Here is a 22,282-nt window from a genome sequence, read left to right as displayed (position 1 = left end):
CAGAAATTCGGAACTGTTGATCTCGATGTCAAGGGGCGTTATATAAAATTCATGAGACCGCTTTTTCACCCAGCCCTGGAGGACATACGCCCGGAGGCGATCCTCTATGCGCTGTCCGATCCGGAGCGCGTCACGATCTTCGCAAGGCTTGCCACCGCCGGCTGCGGCGGCACTTGCTCGGCCCTTGCCGACCTCGGCGACCGCATCATTCCGAAATCGTCGCTCTCCAACCATTTCAAGGTGCTGCGCGAATCCGGCCTGATCCGCAGCGAGCGCCAGGGTGTCGAGATGCGCAACCAGACCCGCTGCGCGGAACTGGACGCCCGCTTCCCTGGGCTGATCCGATCTATACTGGTGGCCTACGGACAGCTTCCCGGGCAGCTGGAGACGATGTCGCGGGAAAAAAGCCGCGACCGGCAATGAGCCGTAGCGGTGTTGGTTGAGGCTTTGCTCATGACCGATGAGAGGGAAATCCGCCGCTGCCCTTAAAGGTCCGGCTTGCTGTTGGCCGGGCGCCTTGAACACGAGATGACCACGCCTCAAGCCACGCTCGCGCGCGGCAGGAGTGCGTGAAGAAGGCGGCCGTTTGGGGGCGCCTCCTGTTTCGTCAGGCCGGACGTCTGATCATTCTTGCAATAGCGATCAGGATGCAGGCTCCGATGAAGCCCGCGATCAGATAACCCAGCCATCCGCCAAGGGCGACGCCGAAGAGCGACAGGATAAAGTTGGCGACGATGGCGCCGACAATGCCGAGAAGAACGTTCATCAGCACGCCCATGTTGCTCTTCATGAACATCTCGGCGAGCCAGCCGGCAATGCCGCCGATGATGATTGCGGCGATCCAGCCGATACCTTCATTTTCCATAGGATTTCCCCATTGTGAATTATTGAGCGCCGGCGCGGGCCACCGTGTCCCGCAGATCGAGCGAAACCGATGGCGAAGCGACAGGACTATAACCTTCCGCGACGCGAGTTGGTTCCGTAAGGCCCCCGCCCCCAAGGCGATGCGTGCTCTTGTTGATCCGGTTCAGCTCACGTGTCGGCTCGGGCTCTTTTCATGCAAAGCGCATCGCTGATCGCGCACGCGCCTTCGCCGCGACTTCGGCACGGTCGCGAGGCGGCTGGGAGGTCTCCAGCGAATGAAGCAGCTCGTGGGCGCACTTCGCGATGGAATTGACCGCCTGCTCGAAGGCGGCCTCATTGCGTTTCGAGGGCTTGTTGGTCCCGCTCAGCTTCCGCACGAACTGTAATGCGGCATCATGGATCTCCTCGTCCGTCGCCGGCGGATCGAAATTGAAGAGAGGCTTGATATTTCGGCACATGACTTGCTCCCGTCGTCTCCCTCCCCTTCGGGAGGACTGCTTGCCATAAACTAGTCGCGCGAGCGTAAATGACAAACGGTCCGGTCGTCAGGCAGCAACAGCCCCCACCCTCGTCATCCCAGGCCTTGAGCCTGGGTCCACAGCCACAATCGACGAGGCCGGCATGGGTCCTCGGGGTCAAGCCCGAGGACGACGGAGTGGGTGGAAGTCCGGCGCCCTCAGTGGCCGGTCTGGTCAGAGGTGGGCTTCTGGCAGATAGGCTACGAGGAGTCCGCCTTCTTTCGACGCTTGTTCAGGCGGATAACCGGCTTGGCTCCGGGGAACTATCGTCGTCGGTTTCAGGTTCCGGCCTATGCCAAGCGGCCGTCATCGCAGCAGCACGGCTGATGCGGCATCAGCAGGGTTGTCGTCACCCCACCTCCCGTCCATTCGGGTAAAGGGCTCCCCGAAATAGAAAAGCCTGCCGCGGGAGGAGGTGCGGCAGGCTTTCCTAAAAGAACCGAACAGCGACCTGGGAGGAGGAGTGCCGCTGTTCCAACAGACGTCCCTTCGGGAGGAGGAGTGGGCCGTCTGAATTTCGAAGCGTTGCGGGAGGAGGTGCATCGCTTCGATAAAAATAATCATACTCGCACCAACGCCATCCGCCAGCGCCTATGTTGCACTGCAGCTATGCACCCGCCGCAACTATCGACGGGATAGATGGGCATTGCTGCCCCTGATTTGTCGGCTGCTCTGCCGCTCCCCATGGAATTTTCGATGCCTTAAGGCCTCGGACAAATGCGCGGGCGAATTAACCTGGGAGCCCCATTGTGCGGCGCAGCAATCGTCCCCACATCGAGAGTCCAGGCCGATTGGCGGCCAAGGAGACGACATTGCTCGACAAGCCCCCACAAAATCACCGCTTGGTCGAAATCGAGAGGTTTGGCTCCAATCCGGGGTCATTAAAGGCGTGGCTGTATCTGCCTTCGATCATGGCTCCCGGCACCCCGCTTGTCGTTGCGCTGCATGGCTGCACACAGACGGCGGAGGGCTACGCTGCAGGTTCCGGCTGGTCCCAGCTCGCCGAGCGGCGCGGATTTGCGGTGCTTTATCCCGAGCAACAGCGCTCGAACAATGCCAATCTCTGCTTCAACTGGTTCGAGCCCGGCGACATCAGCCGGGATGCGGGAGAGGCATTGTCCATCCGGCAGATGATCGGCCATCTCGTCGAGGCGCAGGGCATCGATCCGAAGCGCATCTTCATCACCGGCCTGTCGGCAGGCGGGGCGATGGCGAACGTCATGCTGTCGACCTACCCTGAGATATTTGCAGGCGGCGCAATCATCGGCGGGCTGCCCTATGGCGTGGCAGGCACCGTGGCAGAGGCTTTCCAGCGCATGCAAGGCCGCAATCCGCCGACTGTCTCCAAGCTGCAATCGGTTCTCAAGCGCGCATCGAACCACCGCGGGCCCTGGCCTAGGATTTCGATCTGGCACGGCACGCATGACCAGACGGTCCGAACCAGGAATGCCGATCAGATCGCCCAGCAATGGAGCGGCGTGCACTCCCTTGCCATCGAGCCAACGCGGAGCGAGTTGATACACGGCCATAGGCGCAAGGTCTGGCTCGACGCGCAAGGCATCGAGGTCGTCGAGATCTATCTCGTCAAGGGCATGGGCCACGGCGTTCCCCTGGCGACGAGCAGCGATCGCGCGATCGGGAGAGCCGGCCCGCATATGCTCGAGGCGGGGATTTCCTCGACCGTTCGTATCGCACATGCATGGAACCTGGCGACGGAGGCAGACGTCGAGGAGGCTGAGGCAGCCGGAAATTTTGCCCGCCGCGAAGAGCCCGACGCCGCTCCATCGACGATAGAAAGAGCATTGCGCTACGCCAGGTCGCGGGCCAACGCCGCTAGCGCCGCCCCCGACGGCAAGATCGCCAAGGTGATAAACGACGCGCTTCGAGCGGCGGGGCTGATGCGATAGCAGGACAATCGCGGCAAGCGGGAATGATCACCTTGATCACAAGGCGCCAAAAGCCGCTCGTCGCGGCGGGGGTGTAGCTCCCGTCGGGCTACACCAGCCCTTCCTCACACCCCAAGCAGCTTTTTCTTTCTCAAGCTTAGGTAGTCCGGACAACGCGGAGTAGCGGTACTGCGCCTTGGTCGTTGGACCACAGCCCCAAGCTGTCATCAACAACACTTGAACGTCTGTCGGAATTGCAAAAAGTGTGCATAATAGACAAATGAGAACAATCAGTTGTTGGTACTGATCGCGAAAAGGTTGGGAGCCCTCCTCTTCAACTTGGCAGACTATCAGGAAATGCAGGGAGAATTCGACTACAATCCAGGGAGGAAGAACAATGAACAAAAAGGCAGTATCGCGTCGAGAGTTGCTGGGAGCATCGACGCTCGCTGGAGTAACCGCAGTTGGGGCTCTTGCCGCCCCGGCGGTGCTGGCCCAGGCACCCACCGTCATCAAAATGCAAACATCCTGGCCCGCGTCGGACATCTGGATGGATTTTGCCCGCCTGTACGTCGAACGGGTCGAGCGAATGTCCGGCGGACGCCTGAAGTTCGAACTAATGCCTGCCGGTACGGTCGTCGGCGCGTTTCAGGTGCTCGACGGCGTCAACGATGGCGTGATCGACGCAGCCCACACCGTTCCCGTCTATTGGTACGGAAAGCACAAGGCAGCTTCCCTCTTCGGTACCGGGCCGGTATTTGGCGGCAGCGCAACCACCATGCTCGGATGGTTCCATCAAGGTGGCGGCAAGGATCTCTACCGAGAACTCACCCAGGACATCATGGGGCTGAACGTTTACGGCTTCTATGGCTTCCCAATGCCCGCGCAGCCGTTCGGCTGGTTCAAGACCCCGGTCGCGACCGTGAACGACATCAACGGCCTCAAATATCGTACGGTCGGGCTCGCCGCCGATCTCATGCAGAATATGGGCATGAGCGTCGCTCAACTTCCGGGCGGCGAGATCGTGCCGGCAATGGAGCGAGGTGTCATCGACGCCTTCGAGTTCAACAATCCCTCCTCTGACATACGGTTTGGTTCGCAGGATGTCGCCAAGAACTACGTGCTGTCGTCCTACCATCAAGCGAGCGAATCTTTCGAGTTCCTCTTCAACAAGGATGTGTTTGACGACCTTCCCGAGGATCTGCAGGCGATCCTGGAATATGGCGTGGAGGCAGCAAGCACGGCGATAACAGCGTCCGCGATGGACAACTATTCAAGCGACCTTCAAAAACTCCAGGCCGAACATGGGGTGACCGTGCACCGCACTCCAAAGGAAATTCTGGATGCGCAACTGAAGGCCTGGGATGCGATCATCCCGACGCTTGAAGCGGATGCGTTCATGAAGAAGGTGCTCGACAGTCAGCGGCAGTGGGTGGAGAGGGTCGTGTACTACGAATTGATGAACTCCGCCGATCTCGCACTCGCCTATGAGCACTATTTCCCCGGAAAATTGAACCTCGGAAAATAGATGGTGAAGGCCCGGTATTTCCGGGCCTCGTCCCTCTTCGAGATTAGGGAGGCGCTTGCATGCTCCGTTACATTGCATTCGCCGACGATTTGTCGGCGTGGTTCGGCAAGGCGTTCGCGTGGGGGATACTCATCATGGCCTTCGGCGTCGGCTATGAGGTTGTTGCACGCTACCTCTTTCGCGCGCCGACCCCCTGGGCCTTCGATCTGAGCTACATGCTCTATGGAGCGATCTTCATGATGGCGGGAGCCTATACCCTCTCGCGTGATGGCCATGTGCGCGGCGACTTCATCTACCGGCTCTGGAAACCGCGCACGCAGGCCAGGCTGGAGCTGGTGTTGTACTTCATCTTTTTCTTCCCCGGTATAACCGCGCTTGTGTTCTCGGGCTGGAAATATGCCGCACGCAGTTGGCGCTACCTGGAGGTCAGTTCCAACAGTCCCGCCGGTGTGCCGATCTTCCAGTTCAAGGCCGTGATCGTCGCCGCCGGCATTCTCCTCTTCCTGCAGGGCGTGGCGCAGGTCTTCCGCTGCATTCTCTGCATAAGGACGGGCGAATGGCCGAAGCAGGCCGAAGATGTCGAAGAACTGGAAAAGGTGCTGCTGGAAACAAAAAGTCTGGACGTGCTCAGGTCCGAGGACGAGGGTTTCCTTCCGTCGCGGGAACTTGACGCTGGACGTGAACCACGGGATCGGGACGCTCAATGACGGATGCACATGTCGCCGTCGGGATGCTCCTCATCCTGATCCTCGCCATCTTCCTCGGCTTCCCGGTGGCGTTCACCTTGATGGCTCTGGGTGTCGGCTTCGGATACTATGCCTATTTCGATGCCGGCCGCATGTGGCGCGGCTATGACCGCGCGCTCGAATCCGGCGGCGATGCCTTTACACTGGCGCAGACCTGGATCGGCGGTTTCTTCAATAACCGGATCTTCGATCTGTTCGTCAACCAGACCTACTCGGTCATCCAGAACGACGTGCTGACGGCGATCCCGCTGTTCCTGTTCATGGGCTACATCGTCGAGCGAGCCAACATCGTCGATCGGCTGTTCTCGACGCTGTTCAGCGTCACGCGCCGGGTGCCCGGCTCGATGGCCGTCGCCGCCCTGGCCACCTGCACACTCTTTGCCACGGCAACCGGCATCGTCGGGGCCGTGGTGACGTTGATGGGACTGCTCGCCCTACCAGCGATGCTGAAGGCAAAATATGACGTGCGCTACGCGACGGGCGTGATCTGCGCGGGCGGCACGCTCGGGATCCTGATCCCGCCTTCCATCCTGCTGATCGTCTATGCGGCCACCTCCGGGATCTCGGTTGTCCGAATGTATGCGGCGGCGCTCCTGCCCGGCCTCGCCCTGGCGGGGCTTTATCTCATCTATGTCGTGGTGCGAGCAATCCTGCAGCCGCAACTGGCGCCGCGGCCAACGAAAGAAGATGTGGGCGAGCACACGCCGGTCCAACTCGCCTGGATGATGCTTACATCCTTCGCGCCGCTCGCCTTTCTGATTCTTGCGGTGCTGGGTGCCATTCTCTTTGGCCTGGCAACCCCGTCGGAAGCCGCCGCAATCGGCGCATTGGGGGGACTGGCGCTAGCTGCGGCCTATCGGGCGCTGACCTGGCAGCGACTGAAGGAGTCGGTGTATCTGACGGCGCGAACGACCGCGATGGTCTGCTGGTTGTTCGTCGGTTCGGCGACATTCGCATCGGTATTCGCCTATCTCGGCGGCCAACAGTTCATCAGTGACTTCGTGACCGGCCTGGACATGTCGCCGCTGATGTTCCTGATCCTGGCCCAGATCATCATCTTCCTTCTCGGCTGGCCTCTGGAATGGACTGAAATCATCGTCATCTTCATCCCGATCTTCATTCCGCTGCTGCCGCATTTCGGGATCGATCCGCTGTTCTTCGGTATCCTCGTGGCAATCAACCTGCAGACGGCCTTCCTGTCACCGCCCATGGCGATGTCGGCATACTACTTGAAGGGCGTCTCGCCTGCGCATGTCAAACTGACCGACATCTTCCGCGGCATGATGCCGTATATGTTGATCGTCATTCTCTGCATGGTGGTCATCTATCTGTTCCCGAGCATCGTCTACATGCTGCCGGATCTACTCTATGGAGGACAGAGATGACGCAGCGTCTGGCCCGTTCCGAAAGGATAGACCGATGAACAGAAGCCGGTTTTTTGCAATATTTTCATTCGTGACGCTTGTCGCGTTCTGCGCGGTCATCCTGGCGTTTGTTCCACGGTTCGATTTGGCCGCTGCACTGCTGATCGGGATTGTCCCTGCGGGGTTCGACATCTGGGATCAGCTCTTTCGGCGACGCCCGTCGAAATCGTCTGGATAGTCTGCAATCGTTCAACCGCCGCCCTTTCATGACGGCAATCCGCTGTTACGCGAACTTCCGGTTATGCTGGCTGCCGTAGGGTTCGCTGGCGGCGCTGTTCTAGTTTGGTGCGGCAGCCGCGGTTTCGCCCGGCGGCAAGATCCGGAACATGAAGGTTGAAACCTTCTCCCCCGGCTTGAAAGGTCCTGGGACCTGATGGCTGACCGGTTTCAGGCTTTGAAGGAAGACTGCAATTGATGTCACGTCTTCTTCAGTGAGTTGCGCGAATGCATGCCACGGCATGATTGGTGCCAGGAGGCGGCCATCCGGCCGCTGCCCGGTCTGAAGCGCAGCCACGATCTGTTCCCTGGTCCAGCTGCCGATGCCGGTCTCCTTGTCAGGCGTAATGTTGCGGCCGACGAAGACCCCCTGCCCCGGGATCTCAAAACCGACATCCGAGCCACCCAGAAATCGCGAGCTGTCCGGTTTTCCGAAGAAATATCCCGGTGTGTGGCAATCGTTGCAGCCGCCGATCGTGACGAGATATTCGCCGCGCGCAGTCTGCGCATCGTCGGCAGCTGCAATGCTCGACTGCAGCCCCAATGCCGAGACGGCCAAAAATGCCAACCGTACGCTCAATCGAAACATCTTCCCCTCCATGATATAGAAGCTCGCAGCTGCCAGCGAACTGAATATCATGCTGAAGATGTTCTATATATTAGCCATATCGAATTAACGAAGATTGCGGGGAAGATGGCCGCCTACGGGCCGGCAGTGAGGGAAGGAAGCTGCCCCAGGGCGGTGGCCCCAGCCCTTTTGATTGACGCGACGATATCGTCGCAGCTTTGGCATAAGCATTTTGGTTTCCGCGCAGAACTGGGCCCGCCGTCGGCCACGTCATCAAAGCTGCGCGCTCGCGTCACAGGCGCAGCTGGATCAGCGATCGCTCTCCCTTCTTCCCACCATCAGCGCTGTCGAAAGCCTCTCTCGCCGCGGTGACCTCCGGCAGTTTCACGAGGGTCCATTTGTGCAGTTCCTGAAGCGGTTCCCGCAACGTGTGACCGAGTGGCGTCAGGTGGTATTGAACCGCGACCGGAGAAAGTGAAATCACCTCTCGCGCCACGAGACCGTTGCGCTCGAGGCGGCGAAGGCATTGCGTGAGCGCCTTCTGCGTCACCCCTTGCAAACGGCGGCGAATGGCGTTGAAGCGCTGAGGTCCCTCATTGAGAACCGCAATCACCATCATCGACCACTTGTCAGCGATCTGATCGAATAGAGCCCGGCTCGGGCATTCGGAAGAGAAGCAGAGCGGTTCAAGTTCGAGCATGACGGTTTCCTTCAGTATACCTAGGCGACTTCAGGTGCCTGATTGACGCTAGGTTTACAACGTATACCTAGAAGCCCGTTTTACGCAACGGAGTTCTACGAATGCCCAATCCCGATACAAGCAGCCTGTTTCGACCTTTCACCATTCGGTCGCTTGAACTGAAAAATCGTATAGTCATGGCGCCAATGACCCGCCTGTTTGCGCCCGAAGGCGTGCCGGGGCCGGCAAATGCCGACTACTATCGGCGCCGAGCAGAAGGTGGTGCGGGACTGCTACTATCTGAAGGCACGGTGATTGATCGCCCGGCCTCCCGCAACGACGGTGGGATTCCGTTTTTCCACGGGGATGCGGCGTTGAGAGGGTGGAAAAATGTGATCGACGCTGTTCATGGTGCCGGTGGTCGAATGGGGCCACAGATCTGGCACACCGGAGCGACGCGCTACATCAATAATTGGGAGCCCGACGCCCCGGTGGAGAGCCCGTCTGGCCTCAACGCGCCTGGTGAGGCTCGCGGCGTTGCGATGACTGAAGAGGATATCGCCGATTCTGTCGCAGCCTTCGCCAAAGCGGCGGCAGACGCCAAGCGGCTCGGCTTTGACACTGTTGAAATCCACGGCGCGCACGGCTACCTGATCGATCAATTCTTCTGGTCGGGCACGAACCTGCGCACCGACCGGTATGGCGGACCGACGATCAAGGAGCGCTCGCGCTTTGCCGGCGAGATCATTTCCGCCGTACGCGAAGCGGTGGGACCTGATTTCCCGATCATTATGCGCGTCAGTCAGTGGAAGCAGCAAGATTTAACCGTGCGTCTCGCAGAAACACCAGCAGAGATGGAGACTTGGCTCCTGCCGTTGGTTGAGGCCGGGGTGGATGTCCTTCACGTCTCGCAGCGTCGTTTCTGGGAACCGGAATTCCCGGAAATCGATGGCGAGAACGGCCTCAATGGCGCAGGCTGGGCAAAGAAGGTGACGGGTGCCGCCACGATCGCTGTCGGCTCGGTGGGCCTCGACAACGATGTGACGGCAAGCGCTTTTGTCGGCAAGGGGTCAGCCACAGCCAGCATCGATCGCTTGATCGAGCGCATGGACCGCAATGAGTTCGACCTTATTGCCGTGGGTCGCGCGCTGCTTACCGATCCAACTTGGGTCGCCAAAGTTGAGCATGGCGATTATGCGGAACTGAAGGGGTTCGACCCAGCTACCTTATCCGAGCTTGCCTGACACAGCCGGCGTGAGCGGATGCAAGCGCGGGCTGCATCCGTTCACCCCGCTGGCACTGGTTATTGCTCATCCTCGGTGCAAATGGCGGCAAAGGTTCAAGATCGGACATTGACCCGTCATTGTACGACCCCGGCATTGCGCAACCCCTCGATGACCAGCTCGAAATCGGCGGGGTTCTTGAAGGGCAAGACTTTGCGACGGTATTCCAAGGAGTAGTCGGGATTGACGCGCAGCACCTCTTGCCAGCTCGCGCGGGCCTCTTCGAAACGGCCGAGGTGTCCGTAACAGGCGGCCAGAAGCGCGCGCGAGACATCGGTGACCGGGTTGCGGTTCACGCGCTGCAGCAACAGTTCGACGGCCTCTTCGTACCTTCGCAGTTGAAACAAGGCCAAGGCCTGGAAGTGGAGAACGACATCCGGAAAGTACGGGTTCAGGACCCTTGCCCGATCGAAATAGGCGAGCGCCTCCCCGGATCTGCCGGAATAGATGAGTGCCTCGCCGAGGCTGACCTGCCCTTCGGCGAAATTCGGATTGAGGATTATCGCACGCTCGGCCTCGCTGATGGCTTTATCGTGCTGTCGCGAATAAAGCTTGACCATGCTCAGTGCCCAGTGGGCCACGGGATCGCTATCGTCCCGCGCTGCCGCCAGTGTCGCGGCCTCTTCGGCTTGCTCGATAGAGCGCTGCGGCGACGCACTCCACCGGTTCAGGTAGTCCAGCCCGTGGGTAAGGGCGAGGAAGGCGTGCGCTGAGGCGAAGTTCGGGTCCAGTTCGACGGCACGTTGCAAAAGGTCGCGGGCGTCGCTGTTGGTTTGCTTCGTCAGCCGGTGCCACAGCTCCCGGCCGCGCAAGAAGCAGTCATACGCCTCGGGGTGCCGGCTCTGCCCCGGCGCCAGTCTTTTCCGATCGCCCTCTGTCAGGTTGACCGCCAGCGCGTCGACGATCTGTTGCGTGACATCGTCCTGAACGGCGAATATGTCGGTGAGCTCGCGATCGAACCTCTCCGCCCATAGGTGCCCGCCGGTGGTCGCGTCGATGAGCTGCGCGGTGATGCGTACCCTGTTTCCCGATTTGCGGACGCTGCCCTCAAGGACATGCCGCACGCCGAGCTTCGTGCCCACCTCCTGCACCTGGACGTTCTTGCCCTTGAACGTGAACGACGAATTGCGGGCGATGACGAAGAGCTGCGACAGCTTCGACAGTGCCGTGATGATGTCTTCCGAGATGCCGTCGGCGAAGTAATCCTGTTCGGCGTCACCGCTCATGTTGGCGAAGGGCAGGACGGCGATCGACAGCTTCGGCGGCGCTGAAGTCGCCGGTCGGCTCGCCGCGGTTTCGAAGGTCGCGGCTGCCTTGGTCCCGGCGCCGCCGACTTGCAGCGAATAGACCCGGATCGGCTCGGCGATGTTCTTGAGTTGCGTGTTGCCGAGATCGCTGACCGAGAGGTCGAGCCTCGCCTTGACCTGGCGATAGGCATCCTCGGACAGGCAGATCGCGCCCGCCGCGGCGACGCCCTCCAGTCGCGAGGCGATGTTGACGCCGTCGCCCATCAGATCGCCGTCGCTTTCCTCGACGACGTCGCCCAAATGGATACCGATCCGGAACTCGATGCGACGGTCCTGCGGCACGCCGTCATTGCGCTCCACCATGCCGTTCTGCACCTCGATGGCGCAGCGGACGGCGTCCACCACGCTGCGGAACTCGACCAGCGCACCATCGCCGGTGCGCTTCACCACCCGGCCATGGTGCACGGCGATCGTCGGATCGATGAGATCGCTGCGCAGTGCCCGCAACCGCGCCAGGATGCGCTCCTCGTCGGCGCCGGCAAGTCGGCTGTACCCAACCACATCAGCGGCCAGGATTGCAGCCAGCTTTCGGGTCTCGCTCATGGCGCCGTCTCCTCGCTTCCACGATAGCAGGGAGACAGAAGGCAAGAAAGAACTTTGAGCCGCTGCTCAGAGCGAGCTTAGGTGAGATCGTGTTGTGGACGCAGGCTCCCGGCCGTTCGATGCGGCCGTTGCGAAGCCCACTCAGGATCAGGTCCATGCCCACCCCGAGAAGCCGGGAACAGGAGTCTTCCAAGTGACGCGATTATTCTTCGATCAGACGCTTCTCTCCCGGTGGGAGCCCGTGCTCGATCAACCTGTCGAGGTAGTCGCAATAAGGACTACCTTCATAAAATGGGTGGGCCGCCTCTCGGACGGATTCCGCGTTCAGGTGTGGAAACTTCTTCAAAGCATCAGAGATCCAGATCCTCACCTCATCGCTATTGCCGGCCCTGAGGGCGAGCAACGCTGACCCAATGAATGGAAAATAGGTTGTGCGTTCGAAGGACGCGCCTTCCCGTAGAAGCACCCGGGCCGTTGACAGGTCATCGGGCTCGCCTTTCAGCATCAACCCAATACCGAGCAGTGTCTTGAACGCAAACATGGACGGATCGTGAGGGCTGAGATCGATGGCATTTTGTGCGGCTCTGATGGTTGCATCGGCGTCCCTGAGCCGCACGGCTGCCATTCCATGTGCGAAGTGAAGAAACGCGTAGTTTTGATTTAATGCAAGGCCCTGTTCAGCGACAGGCATGGCCTCAGCCGCTCGCCCGGCCACCGTAAGAAGGAGGGACATCATCGCGTAGGCGATATCGCTCCGCCTGTCGATTTCCAAGGCCTTCGTGGCGAACGACAATCCTTCCTCGACAGCGACCGGCACCTCTGCGGCGCGCCCCCAAAGGACGAGTGCGTATCGGTGACGAGCTAAATAGGCGTAGGGAAGTGCGAAATTCGGATCGTGTTCGAGCGCTTGTCGAAGGAACTTCTCGGCAGTGGCTTGCGAACCTGCTTCGAAGGAAAGCAATTCAGCGAAGCCGCGGTGGCAAAGTTCCCAAGCAGTAAGGTTGTCCGTCGATTTGGCGAGGGCGAGGCTCCGTTCGTGCGCTCCCAGCTCTGGTTCGATGCCCGCGATAATCCGGCGCGTTATCTCGTCCTGCACATCAAAAAAATCGGCGATCGGACGATCCCAGCGCTCGGCCCAGATGTGTGCCCCGGACAGCGCGTCGACCAGCTGTACAGTGATCCTCAGCCGTTCACCGGACCGCCGAACCGATCCTTCCACGACATAGCGCACACCAAGTTCCCGGGCGATCTTGCGTACGTCCTTGGCTGTTCCCTTGTAGGCGAAAGTCGAGTTGCGAGCGATCACGAACAACCATTGAAAGCGACTGAGTTCCGTAATGACGTCTTCGACCAGTCCGTCGACAAAGAAGTCCTGATCGGGGGTGACAGAAAAATTCTGGAATGGGAGAACCGCGATCGAAGCACGTACCTGTCCGGAGAGCCGAACCGGGCTGGGCGCCGTGCCGTCCAGCTCGACCTGCCACACGTCAATTGGTTCGGGGATGTTCTTAACGGACTGTGGCCCGAGCCACGTCATCCCAGCGTCTATCTTGCTCTGCACATGATCGTAGATTGCACGAGATATGCAGATGCCTCCGGCGGGTGCGATGGTTTCCAAACGCGCAGTGATGTTGACGCAGTCGCCGAGGATGTCGTCGCCATCGATCACCACATCTCCGAGATGAATACCGATGCGGAAACGCAGACGTTGGTCTTCCCTTTGAGGAGACTCGCGCGAGATCAAATTGCGCTGCATGAGAAGAGCCGCTCTTACCGCCAACACTGGCGACGGGAATTCGACCAGGAGCCCGTCGCCCATGGTTTTGACGATGCGGCCACCGCCCTCCATAATTGCCGGGTCAATCACGTTGGTTCGCGCGTCGCGCAGCCGCGAAATGGTGCCTTCCTCGTCCGCCGCCATGAGACGAGAATAGCCGACCAAATCGGCAGCCATTATTGTAGTAAGACGACGTTCCACGCTTGCCCCTCCGCCAGGAAAATACACTAACTCCTGATAAGCAAATGCGAAAGCGCTCTGGAGCCGGGCGAATCAGGCCAGGAAAGAAAAATCCAGAGCGAATGCGCTGATGCCGCACCCGAGGGATCCGCTTCTCTCTTCGGCTTTCCGATGCCGAGCGGGAATGGTGGTGGCTTGAGACAGATGGTCTCTCCATATTCTTCGGGCCGAGACCACGCGCCTTTTGCGTCCCCTCATCCTCAACACGAGGCGCACATTCGGCGATACGCCCCAAGCCGGGCACCAAGCGTCGGCGAGCGCGAGTAAACCTAGCGCATCCTCGCCCAGGCTATCCGCCCGCGTGGTCGTTGCCACCGTGCGCGGCGATGAACATGGCGACGGCCGACCGGCAATAGGATTCGATTTCGTTGTCGTCCTCTGCTCGCGCCTCATCGAAGCGTGCAGTAATCAGGAGATCGGATCCTTTGAAGAGCGCGCCAAACAAGCGGGCGGACCGGAGAGGATCGGGCACGTTCAGAACCGCCTTCGCGTGCAACTGACGCAACAGGGCCTCGATTTGGGCGATGACATGGGCGGGGCCGGCTTCGTAATAGAGCTTGCTTAACGACTTTTGATTCGTCTTGTCGGCCATGACCATGGCTTCGACACTGCGGACGTCCGGGCTCAACAGCGTGCGAAGCAGGGATGATCCCACCGCCATGAGCTGCTCTTCGGCCGAACCGTCGACGCCTTCAAAAAGGGCCTGTGGTGCAAACTGATGGCAGCGGTCCGCGATGGCCGCGCTGAACAGCGCCTCCTTGTTCTCGAAGTGCCGATAAATGCTGAGCTTGGATATCTTCGCTCGCTGGGTGACCTTGTCCAATGTCGTCGCTTGAAAACCCAATTCCACAAAGAGTTCGTATGCTGCGTCGACTATCGTTTGGCCAAGCGCTTGGTTGGTAGGCCGACCGCGTCGACCCTGGCTTTGTTCGGTCACGACAATTAAGATCCTTGACAGTATCGTTATTCATGCTTTACGATACCACGCAGTATCGGAAATATGCAAGCCAAAGAGTGGATTTTACACTGTCCTCCCAGCCCAACCCCCTCCATCCACAACACGGAGCTTATCACCATGGATGACGTCATCATCATCGGCGGCAGCTTTGCCGGTCTCGCCGCCGCCCTGCAGCTCGGCCGTGCCCGACGCAAGGTCACCGTTCTCGATACCGGCCTGCCGCGCAATCGCTTCGCTGGCCACTCGCATGGCGTGCTTGGCCACGATCACAAGCCACCATCGGAAATCTTGGCCGAGGCGCGACAGCAACTGGCGCGTTATACAGCGATCAAGTTGGTCAATGCCCGCGCCGACAACATCTCCGGTAGCATCGACAATTTCTCCGTCCTCACCGGCGATGGCGAGAGCCTTGGAGCGCGCCGCCTGATCCTGAGCTATGGCGTTGTCGACAAGATGCCTGATGTTCCGGGCTTTGCCGAAAGCTGGGGCACATCCATCATCCCATGCCCCTATTGCGACGGCTTCGAAGTCGCCGGCCAGCATTGGGGCCTCGTCTGGTCCGGCCCGCAGTCAATGAATCAGGTCAGGCTGTTCCACGATTGGACCGACAGGCTGACGGTCTTTGCAGATGGTCACGACATCGCACCCGACATCCGGGCCGATCTGGCGGGCCGAAAGGTACCTGTCGTTGATGGCCGGATCACCGGGATCGCCCGTCACGGCGACCACAATGCCACTATCAAGCTCGATACCGGCCCCGATGTCGCAGTCGATATCCTGTTCGCGCATCCGCGCAGCAAGCCGTCCGCAAGCTTGCATGATTCACTCGGCCTCGACACGGTCAATACGCCAACCGGCATCGCTATCAAGACCGACGAGCGCCGCGAAACCAGCATACCCGGCATTTATGCCGCCGGCGACCTCGCAAACCCGGGAATCCCCTCGGTCACCACCGCAACATGGCAAGGCGCGATGGCGGGTATCTTCGCCCAGCAGTCGATGCTAGTTTAAGTGCACAGATTGGAGGGGAGCATGGCCGTCGAACCGGACAGCGCGGGTGTGCGCTTCCCTCCGCCCTTCGTCTATCTGGGTGCGCTGCTGTTGGGGCTGGCGGCGGAGCGGTTCGTCACCCTGCGCTCTTTCGGCATCGACTGGCGGCTGCTGGTCGCGGCGGGCGCGCTGCTGTTTTTTGCCGGCGCGGCGATAATGCTTGCGGCGGCGGGGCTGTTCCGGCGGCTGGGCACCAACGTTCGACCGTCGCAGCCAACGACCCTCATCGCAACGACCGGTCCCTATCGGTGGACCCGCAATCCCATGTATCTCGGCATGGCGCTTATCTATGCCGGCCTTGCGATCGGCTTCGACGGGCCGATCGCCTTCGCCTTGCTCCCGTTGGTGCTGATCGCGATCCAGACGCAGGTGATCGCCCGCGAGGAGCGCTATCTCGAAGCGAAGTTCGGCGACGACTACCGCCGCTACAAGGCCGAGGTTCGCCGCTGGCTCTGACTATTGCGCCGCTACCGCCTGCGGGGCCTTCTGATAAACCAGCACCGGCTTCCTTGCCGCGAGCTATCCTATTCTGAAGGTTGCGGGGCCGGTGTCACGGAAAACCGACTGGCCTCCATTGGTGACCTCAGAGCGGCCATGACACTGATGCCTGACTTGCAGTCCGGACGGCCGGCATATAAATTATCCCAATGCTTGATCGTTCATCCCTGTCTCCGACGCAAATTCCGACGGACGCACTCAGCGAAGTTCTCCAGGACTTTCGCCTGAGTGGAGTCAACTACGGCCGCTGCGAGCTACGTCATCCATGGAGCATCGCCTTTGCGCAGCAACAGCTGCTTCGCTTTCATTTCGTCAGTGAGGGGCCATGCTGGCTCCATACCGAGGCCCAGGGATGGCAGGAGTTGCAAGGCGGCGATCTGGTGTTGTTGCCACAAGGTGTCGAACACCGACTGGCCAGCAAGCCTGATGTTGTCGGGGACTCGCTCAAGAGCTGCCAGGTCACCAAGCTGGGGGGCAATGTCTGCGACGTGGTGCAGGAAGGAACAGGAGCGACGAGCACCTTGTTCTGCGGATCCATGGCTTTGGGTGCGAATGCCCTCAACCCGTTGATCGCCCTGATGCCACCGATCATCAAGGGTTGTGACGTTGCCGGCAATGATCCGATCGTCGGCCCCCTCCTCGCCGCCATGACTGCGGAGGCGTCGCAGCCCCAGATAGGCAGCGCCACGGTCTTGTCACGCATGGCTGATGTACTCGTGGCGCGGCTTATTCGCTGCTGGGTCAATTGCAGCGGCGCCTCGACCAGCGGCTGGCTCGCCGCGATCCGTGATCCTCATATCGGTCGTGCGCTGGCAGCCATGCACCGAGATCCCGGCCATGACTGGACGCTTGAGACCCTTGCCGGCGTGGCAGGTCAATCGCGCTCGATCTTCGCGGAACGCTTCAGCGCCATCTTGGGCGAAGGCGCGGCACGCTATCTCGCCCGTCTGCGCATGCAGCTTGCACGAGAGTTGCTCGGTCAAAACATGTCGGTTGCCGCGGTCGCTTCTCAACTGGGCTATGAATCCGAAGCTTCTTTCGCTCGCGCCTTCAAGCGCATCACCAGCGTCTCACCTGGCGTTGTGCGCCGCACCATTTCCGGACGAACGGATATGGAATTCGGACTTTAGGACACATATCATCCTGAAAGACTCCGCTATGAAGACCTCCAACACTTGGAGGTACTTCAATGACGGACACAACATCACAGCTTGACGGCGCCGCGATTGGCCTCGATTCTGCCGTTCCGAGCCCTTGGAGCCCGACAACCTGGTTTGCCGTTATTTCAATGGCAGCCACAAGCTTTGCGCTCGTTTCAGCTGAATTTCTGCCGGCAGGCCTGTTGACGCCGATGGCGCGTGACCTTGGCGTCAGCGAGGGAACCGCCGGTCAGGTTGTCACCGCCACCGCCTCTGTTGGCGCGGTGACGGCCTTGTTGAGCAATGTTCTGATCGGCAAACTGAACCGGAAGACTGTCCTGGTTGGCCTAAGTGCCCTGGCTATCGGCTCCAATCTGCTGGCCGCGCTCGCGACGGATTTTTGGCTATTGTTGTTGGGCCGGGCCGGGCTGGGCGTCGCGCTCAGCGGTTTCTGGGCGCTTTCGGTTGCGGTCGTGGCGAGATTGGTCGGCACCAATGCGACAGGTCGGGGTATGGCTATCGTCACCCTCGGTGTCTCTCTTGCCACCATTGCTGCACCATCCATGGGTGCCTTGATCAGCGATTGGATCGGCTGGCGTGCCGCCACGGCCATGACCGCAGGGCTCGCCGCGATTGCGATGCTGCTGCAGATACTCAGCTTGCCGACGCTACCCGCAAGCACAAGCAATAGTCTTTCCGACGTCTTCCGGCTGACGAAACGGCGCACCGTGCAACTCGGAATGCTCGCCATCCTCTTGCTGATGACGGGACATTTTGCCGGTTCGGTCTATGTGCGACCTTTCCTGGAACAAGTCACGCTCCTTGGCACCGGCCCGATTGCCCTGGCGCTCCTCGGGTTTGGCATCGCCTCTGTGATCGGCAATGTCGCCGGCGGCCGGCTGGCAGACGCGAATATCCACACGGCGCTCGCTGTCACTGGCGTATTGATGGCGTTTTCGGCGCTTGCTCTCGTCCTCTGGGGTGCGCAGAGCGGCATCGCCTTTGCCCTGGTGACACTTTGGGGTTTCGCTTTTGGGATGGCTCCGGTGGTACTGCCTACCAACTTGTCCCGGGGCGCAGCAGACGCCTTGGAGGCTGCCGGCAGCCTGATGGTCGTTTCGTTCCAGGTCGCCATCAGCATAGGTGCGCTGTTCGGCGGCTATGTGGTCGATCACTTCGGTGCCTCAGCGCCATTGACATTTACAGCCGTCTTGGCGGCATCGACTGTCGTTCTGGCGTTGCTTCAGCCCCGCAGCTGACTCTTGGAGCTGCGGCCAAGGTGAACAGATCGCCCACGACCAGGGGTCCTCGGCAAAGGGCCCCGCATGCCACAAACTATCGGATCGAACCGAAGCTCAACGGGCCCCCGCAACATCGGGACAAGCGTCGGCGACGAGCCGACCTGGATCGCGCCAAGCGGCTCGAAGCCGTAGCGCCGGTAGAACGGAATGTTGCGCGGGTTCGAGGATTCCAAATAGGCCGGGGCGTGATCGCGATCGCACCTTGCGAGTGCGTACTCCATCAAGGCGTCCCGTGACCTTTGCCTTGTCCTTCGCACATTGGGCTGTGGGGCCGAACACTATTTCCGCCGTCTATGCCGGAAAGCATCAACAAACGCCGAGAAGGCCGGCGACGGATTGCGTCGGCTCGGATAATAGAGATGGTAGCCCTGGAACGTCGGACACCAGTCCGAAAGCACCTGCCGCAACCGCCCCCGCTCGACATGCTGCGAGACGAGGTCCGTGGGCACGTAGGCAAGACCGATCCCGTCCAATGCAGCGTCAATCGCCGGAGCGATGTTGCTCAAGGTGAGCTGGCCCTCCACCCGCACGCTGAACTCACGGCCGTCCCGCTCGAATTCCCAGGCATAAAGCCCCCCGGATGTTGGAAGCCGAAGGTTGACGCAGTTGTGACCTGTCAGGTCCTGCGGGATTGACGGCGGCCCATGCCGCTCCAGATAGTCGGGCGAGGCCACGACGGAATATGACACGTCGGGTCCTATGCGCACCGCCACCATGTCGCGGGCGACGGCCTCGCCAAGACGGACGCCAGCGTCGAACTGCCGCTCGACGATGTTGGTGAAGCCGTTGTCAACGATGATTTCCACCGTCACGTCGGGAAAGTCCCGTAGGAATGCCGAAAGTCTGGGACGGAACACCAGCTCGACCGCGTCGTCCGGGCAGACGACCCTAATGTCGCCGGACGGCTTGTCACGCAGCGCGCTGATCGCGCTGATCCCGGCGGTGATGCTTTCGAAATGGGGCTGGATACTTTCCATGAAACGTTCGCCGGCCGCCGTCGGCGCGACGTCCCGGGTGGTGCGGGAAAGAAGCCGGATTCCCAGCCGCTCCTCCAACGCGCTGACTGTGTGACTGAGGGCTGAGCGCGAGAGGCCCAGCTTAGCAGCGGCGCGCGTGAAGCTCCGCTCCTTGGCAACTTCCAAGAATGCTCTCATCTCGGTGAATTCGTCACGTCGCATTGTTGAATCTCCTTCACCTCAACATGCGGATTATACCTCCTATTCCATCCAAATCCGTTTGGCTATCTGTTGCGGCAACCGCACAGGAGAGCCCGGCATGGCCATTGAGCTGACAGCGAATGATGCGATCTTGGCAGACATCGCAGAAACACCATGGGCGGCCGTGACCTGCCTGTCGCTCCTGACCTTTCTTCTGGTCGGACTGGAGTTCCTGCCGGTCAGCCTCCTGACCCCGATCGCCAGAGAGCTGGCGGTGTCAGAAGGCCAGGCCGGGCTGGCCATCACCATCTCGGGCGTCTTCGCTGTGACCACAAGCCTCTTCGGCAACGGCTTTCTGTCGAAATGGGACAGGAAGGCAGTCGTCCTGCTCTATACCGGGGTGCTGGCCCTCTCCAGTCTGGCCGTTGCCCTCGCTCCCAACTTCACCGTCTTCCTCCTGGGCCGGGCGCTTGTCGGCGTCGCGATCGGCGGCTTCTGGTCCTTGTCGACGGCCATCCTCGCGCGTCTGGCTTCGAAGTCGGACCTGCCCAAGGCCATCGCTCTGCTCCAGGGCGGCACCGCTTTCGCGGTCGTCATTGCCGCCCCTCTCGGCAGCTTTCTCGGCGGGCTGATCGGCTGGCGCGGCACTTTCCTGATCACCGTTCCGATCGGACTCGTCGCTCTGATTTGGCAATTTGCCGTCCTGCCGAAGATGCCTGCGACGGAAACCGTGTCGGTCGGTCGAATGTTGCGCCTCTTGCGCAACCGCGCCTTCCTGATCGGCATGGCGGCGACGGGTCTGGTCTTCATGGGGATGAATGCGCTTTCGATCTATCTGCGTCCGTTTCTGGAGGGTGTCACCGGGGTGGAACTCAACACACTGTCGCTGATGCTTCTGGGTGTCGGACTCGGCGGATTGGCCGGAACGTCCCTGATCGGTTTCGTCCTACGCCGTCACCTTGCCGCCGCGCTTATTGGCCTGCCGGGCACGGTCGCTCTGATCGCTCTCCTGCTGATCGGCTTTGGGTCTTCACCGTGGGCCACCGCGGTCCTTCTCGTGCTCTGGGGATTTTTCTCGACCCCGACCCCGGTGGCCTGGAACACCTGGATGGCGAGGCTGGTCCCAGGTGAGCTGGAAGCGGCGGGCGGCATCCAGGTCGCGCTGATCCCGTTGGCCATTGCGGGCGGGGCATTCGCAGGCGGAGTTCTTTTCGACGGTGCAGGCTGGTGGAGCGCTTTCCTTCTGGCCGCCCTCCTTCTTGCGGGTTCCGCCGCGTTCGGAGCGCTCGCCGGCCGCCGCGTCTGACCTCTCAAAAATCGCGCAATAGGAGAACATCATGTCTCAAGGCATAGAAGACAAAGTCGTCGTCATCACCGGGGCGAGCAGCGGGCTGGGCGAAGCCACCGCACGCCATCTCGCCGAGCGAGGTGCTGCCGTGGTGCTCGGTGCCCGGCGACGTGACCGCATCGATGCGCTGGCCGGGGAACTCACCTCGAAGGGCTACAATGCCAAAGCGATCCAGACGGATGTGACGGACAGGCAGCAGGTCAGGAACCTCGTCGATACTGCAGTCCAGGAATTCGGCCGCGTCGACGTGATGCTCAACAATGCCGGTCTGATGCCGCTCGCCCCGCTCGAACGTCTCAAGGTCGACGAGTGGGACCGCATGATCGACGTCAACGTCAAAGGCGTGCTCTACGGCATCGCCGCCGCGCTGCCGCATATGAAGGCGCAGAAGTCCGGCCACATCATCAACGTTTCCTCGGTCTACGGCCATGTCGTCGATCCAGGTACCGCGGTCTATTGCGCGACCAAGTTCGCCGTCCGCGCGCTTTCCGAAGGGCTACGCAAGGAGGTGAAGCCGTACAACATCCGGACCACCATCATTTCGCCCGGCGCGGTCAGCACCGAACTTCTCGAGCATATCAGCGAAAAGGACATCCAGGCGGACACGAGAGAGTTCGTCAGCCAGATCGCCGTCGGCGCAGATGCCTTCGCCCGGACGGTCGCGTTTGCGGTGAACGAGCCAGACGATGTCGACATCAACGAAATCCTGTTCCGGCCCACGGCGCAACCGGTTTGATGGGACCCGAACGATGACGACGAACACATTGGCTATGACCCGGCGAAGGATCGTGGGTGGAGCTCTGGCGGTCGCGGCTCTCCCCTTCGCGGCGCGCGGGCAGCAAGGCCGCGATCCGGCCAGCCAAGAGCCGACCGACGTGAGGATCAGGTTCACCTTCAAGGGCATGTCAATGACGGCCACGCTCTACGACAATCCGTCGGCGCGCGACCTCGCTTCGATGCTTCCCCTGGACCTCGAGATCAAGGACTTCGGATCGAACGAGAAGATCGCATACCTGCCGCGCAAGCTGACAGTCGAAGGACACGGACCCTTCTCCGACGAGCGGCCATACGACCTCTGCTATTACATGCCCTGGGGAAATCTCGCGATGTTCTACGCCGACTACAAGCATCCGGGCCTCGTCCGCCTCGGTCGCTTCGACGACGGGTTCGAAGCGCTTCACGTACCTGGGGAATTCCCGCTGCGCATCGAGCGCATCCAGTGACACTCAACCCATCCAGACAGGAGACTTCC

21 protein-coding genes and 2 pseudogenes are annotated in these 22,282 nt (G+C 60.8%); 14 read left to right on the top strand and 9 right to left on the bottom strand.

What is annotated here, in order from left to right; all coding sequences use genetic code 11:
• Positions 1 to 51: 51 nt before the first annotated feature.
• On the top strand, positions 52 to 423 hold the full coding sequence (locus CO655_RS03820) for a helix-turn-helix domain-containing protein (RefSeq protein WP_097663831.1): 372 nt from the start codon (positions 52 to 54) through the stop codon (positions 421 to 423).
• Between the two features lie 184 nt (positions 424 to 607).
• Here the strand turns inward: CO655_RS03820 and CO655_RS03815 are convergent, their stop codons facing one another.
• A complete protein-coding gene (locus tag CO655_RS03815) occupies positions 608 to 865 on the bottom strand; it encodes a GlsB/YeaQ/YmgE family stress response membrane protein (RefSeq protein ID WP_009986535.1) in 258 nt (85 codons plus the stop codon).
• Between the two features lie 190 nt (positions 866 to 1,055).
• On the bottom strand, positions 1,056 to 1,322 hold the full coding sequence (locus tag CO655_RS03810) for a DUF2277 domain-containing protein (RefSeq protein WP_064681792.1): 267 nt from the start codon (positions 1,320 to 1,322) through the stop codon (positions 1,056 to 1,058).
• Between the two features lie 249 nt (positions 1,323 to 1,571).
• Between CO655_RS03810 and CO655_RS34220 the strand changes: the two are divergent.
• From CO655_RS34220 to CO655_RS03785, 5 genes and pseudogenes are all read left to right on the top strand, one after another.
• Positions 1,572 to 1,709: pseudogene (locus tag CO655_RS34220) on the top strand (transcriptional regulator); the annotation flags it as partial.
• Positions 1,710 to 2,131: 422 nt separating this feature from the next.
• Positions 2,132 to 3,289: a PHB depolymerase family esterase gene (locus CO655_RS03800; protein ID WP_097663830.1), complete on the top strand. Its 1,158-nt coding sequence runs from the start codon at positions 2,132 to 2,134 to the stop codon at positions 3,287 to 3,289.
• Between the two features lie 376 nt (positions 3,290 to 3,665).
• Positions 3,666 to 4,796: a TRAP transporter substrate-binding protein gene (locus CO655_RS03795; protein WP_097608285.1), complete on the top strand. Its 1,131-nt coding sequence runs from the start codon at positions 3,666 to 3,668 to the stop codon at positions 4,794 to 4,796.
• A 59-nt stretch (positions 4,797 to 4,855) separates the two neighbouring features.
• The gene (locus CO655_RS03790; RefSeq protein WP_097663829.1) at positions 4,856 to 5,503 is read left to right on the top strand and encodes a TRAP transporter small permease subunit; all 648 of its coding nucleotides are present in this window, start codon (positions 4,856 to 4,858) and stop codon (positions 5,501 to 5,503) included.
• Positions 5,500 to 6,927, top strand: coding sequence for a TRAP transporter large permease subunit (locus CO655_RS03785; protein WP_097663828.1), 1,428 nt, complete (start codon positions 5,500 to 5,502; stop codon positions 6,925 to 6,927). The genes CO655_RS03790 and CO655_RS03785 overlap by 4 nt, the downstream gene beginning before the upstream one ends.
• A gap of 316 nt (positions 6,928 to 7,243) precedes the next feature.
• On the opposite strand, the gene CO655_RS03775 is transcribed toward CO655_RS03785, so the two are convergent.
• Together CO655_RS03775 and CO655_RS03770 are read right to left on the bottom strand one after the other, a co-directional pair.
• On the bottom strand, positions 7,244 to 7,771 hold the full coding sequence (locus tag CO655_RS03775; RefSeq protein WP_097663870.1) for a cytochrome c: 528 nt from the start codon (positions 7,769 to 7,771) through the stop codon (positions 7,244 to 7,246).
• Positions 7,772 to 8,042: 271 nt separating this feature from the next.
• Positions 8,043 to 8,450, bottom strand: a complete 408-nt coding sequence (locus CO655_RS03770) for a helix-turn-helix domain-containing protein (RefSeq protein ID WP_010033453.1) — start codon at positions 8,448 to 8,450, stop codon at positions 8,043 to 8,045.
• Between the two features lie 101 nt (positions 8,451 to 8,551).
• Between CO655_RS03770 and CO655_RS03765 the strand changes: the two genes are divergently transcribed.
• Positions 8,552 to 9,673 carry an NADH:flavin oxidoreductase gene (locus CO655_RS03765; protein ID WP_097608290.1) on the top strand — a complete coding sequence of 374 codons (1,122 nt, stop codon included), beginning with the start codon at positions 8,552 to 8,554 and terminating at the stop codon, positions 9,671 to 9,673.
• Between the two features lie 116 nt (positions 9,674 to 9,789).
• On the opposite strand, the gene CO655_RS03760 is transcribed toward CO655_RS03765, so the two are convergent.
• The 3 genes from CO655_RS03760 to CO655_RS03750 all read right to left on the bottom strand — a co-directional run bounded on the left by CO655_RS03760 (position 9,790) and on the right by CO655_RS03750 (position 14,516).
• On the bottom strand, positions 9,790 to 11,562 hold the full coding sequence (locus CO655_RS03760) for an adenylate/guanylate cyclase domain-containing protein (RefSeq protein WP_097663827.1): 1,773 nt from the start codon (positions 11,560 to 11,562) through the stop codon (positions 9,790 to 9,792).
• A 202-nt stretch (positions 11,563 to 11,764) separates the two neighbouring features.
• A complete protein-coding gene (locus CO655_RS03755; protein WP_097663826.1) occupies positions 11,765 to 13,540 on the bottom strand; it encodes an adenylate/guanylate cyclase domain-containing protein in 1,776 nt (591 codons plus the stop codon).
• A gap of 328 nt (positions 13,541 to 13,868) precedes the next feature.
• Positions 13,869 to 14,516: a TetR/AcrR family transcriptional regulator gene (locus tag CO655_RS03750; RefSeq protein ID WP_097608293.1), complete on the bottom strand. Its 648-nt coding sequence runs from the start codon at positions 14,514 to 14,516 to the stop codon at positions 13,869 to 13,871.
• 138 nt (positions 14,517 to 14,654) lie between these two features.
• On the opposite strand from CO655_RS03750, the gene CO655_RS03745 reads away from it, so the two are divergent.
• From CO655_RS03745 to CO655_RS03730, 4 genes are all read left to right on the top strand, one after another.
• Positions 14,655 to 15,548, top strand: a complete 894-nt coding sequence (locus CO655_RS03745; RefSeq protein WP_097663825.1) for an NAD(P)/FAD-dependent oxidoreductase — start codon at positions 14,655 to 14,657, stop codon at positions 15,546 to 15,548.
• 21 nt (positions 15,549 to 15,569) lie between these two features.
• A complete protein-coding gene (locus CO655_RS03740) occupies positions 15,570 to 16,043 on the top strand; it encodes an isoprenylcysteine carboxylmethyltransferase family protein (protein WP_097663824.1) in 474 nt (157 codons plus the stop codon).
• A 191-nt stretch (positions 16,044 to 16,234) separates the two neighbouring features.
• Positions 16,235 to 17,215, top strand: a complete 981-nt coding sequence (locus CO655_RS03735; protein ID WP_097663823.1) for an AraC family transcriptional regulator — start codon at positions 16,235 to 16,237, stop codon at positions 17,213 to 17,215.
• A 59-nt stretch (positions 17,216 to 17,274) separates the two neighbouring features.
• Positions 17,275 to 18,483, top strand: coding sequence for an MFS transporter (locus CO655_RS03730; RefSeq protein WP_097663822.1), 1,209 nt, complete (start codon positions 17,275 to 17,277; stop codon positions 18,481 to 18,483).
• A gap of 107 nt (positions 18,484 to 18,590) precedes the next feature.
• Here the strand turns inward: CO655_RS03730 and CO655_RS03725 are convergent.
• Together CO655_RS03725 and CO655_RS03720 are read right to left on the bottom strand one after the other, a co-directional pair.
• Positions 18,591 to 18,772, bottom strand: a pseudogene (locus CO655_RS03725) (GNAT family N-acetyltransferase); the annotation flags it as partial.
• 31 nt (positions 18,773 to 18,803) lie between these two features.
• On the bottom strand, positions 18,804 to 19,703 hold the full coding sequence (locus CO655_RS03720; RefSeq protein ID WP_010034075.1) for a LysR family transcriptional regulator: 900 nt from the start codon (positions 19,701 to 19,703) through the stop codon (positions 18,804 to 18,806).
• Between the two features lie 97 nt (positions 19,704 to 19,800).
• Here CO655_RS03720 and CO655_RS03715 point away from each other — a divergent pair, with 97 nt between their 5' ends.
• From CO655_RS03715 to CO655_RS03705, 3 genes are read left to right on the top strand one after another with little or no spacing between them, the layout of a single operon-like run.
• Positions 19,801 to 20,988 (top strand): MFS transporter, encoded by a 1,188-nt coding sequence (locus CO655_RS03715; RefSeq protein ID WP_097663821.1) that lies wholly within the window; start codon positions 19,801 to 19,803, stop codon positions 20,986 to 20,988.
• 31 nt (positions 20,989 to 21,019) lie between these two features.
• Positions 21,020 to 21,766, top strand: a complete 747-nt coding sequence (locus CO655_RS03710; RefSeq protein ID WP_097663820.1) for an SDR family oxidoreductase — start codon at positions 21,020 to 21,022, stop codon at positions 21,764 to 21,766.
• 13 nt (positions 21,767 to 21,779) lie between these two features.
• Entirely contained in the window at positions 21,780 to 22,253 is a 474-nt protein-coding gene (locus tag CO655_RS03705) for a cyclophilin-like fold protein (protein WP_097608300.1), read from the top strand.
• The last annotated feature ends 29 nt before the right edge of the window (positions 22,254 to 22,282 follow it).

The sequence above is a fragment of the Rhizobium sp. M1 genome (assembly GCF_002531805.1).
Taxonomy (GTDB): domain Bacteria; phylum Pseudomonadota; class Alphaproteobacteria; order Rhizobiales; family Rhizobiaceae; genus Rhizobium; species Rhizobium etli_C.
The sequence above is the reverse complement of the archived record's forward strand: the minus strand, read 5'-3'. Positions and strand labels throughout refer to the sequence as shown.